Origin of the sequence: Enterovibrio gelatinilyticus, from assembly GCF_028683095.1 — a bacterium.
In the GTDB taxonomy this organism is placed as follows: domain Bacteria; phylum Pseudomonadota; class Gammaproteobacteria; order Enterobacterales; family Vibrionaceae; genus Enterovibrio; species Enterovibrio gelatinilyticus.
Genome location: NZ_JAJUBC010000130.1, coordinates 1 through 431, shown reverse-complemented (window position 1 = coordinate 431; position 431 = coordinate 1). Strand labels below are relative to the sequence as shown.

Sequence of the window (431 nt, the reverse complement as noted above, 5' to 3'; positions counted from 1 at the left end):
GTGTCGGAGCAGGCCAAACATTTGCTGGTATTGATTTCTCATCAGCCGCATTTGACGCGACGAGCTTTGATACTTTCCACATGCAATACAAAGTTGATCCTTTGTTGGCAGGGCAAGTGGTTAACATTAAGTTGTCAAACCATTCCGGTGGCGCAGGTGAAACGAGTGCGATTCAATACACGAGTACGCCTACTAGCACCGATACCGTTACGCTAGCTATTCCGTTCAGTGATTTTACAAGTGCAAGTGCAAATGGTGACTTATCACGAAACGCGATAGCACAAATTGTCATTTCTGCTGCTAGAGCTGATATCAATGAACCTGTGGATATCTATTTAGATAATATCTACTTCAGTGATGGTGACACCGATGGTGGTACTGACGGCGGCACCGATGGTGGTACTGACGGTGGTACCGATGGCGGTACTGAC

Annotated in this window: 1 pseudogene; it reads left to right on the top strand. The window is 46.6% G+C overall.

The window, feature by feature from the left end:
• Positions 1-431, top strand: a pseudogene (locus LRP50_RS25530) (hypothetical protein); the annotation flags it as partial.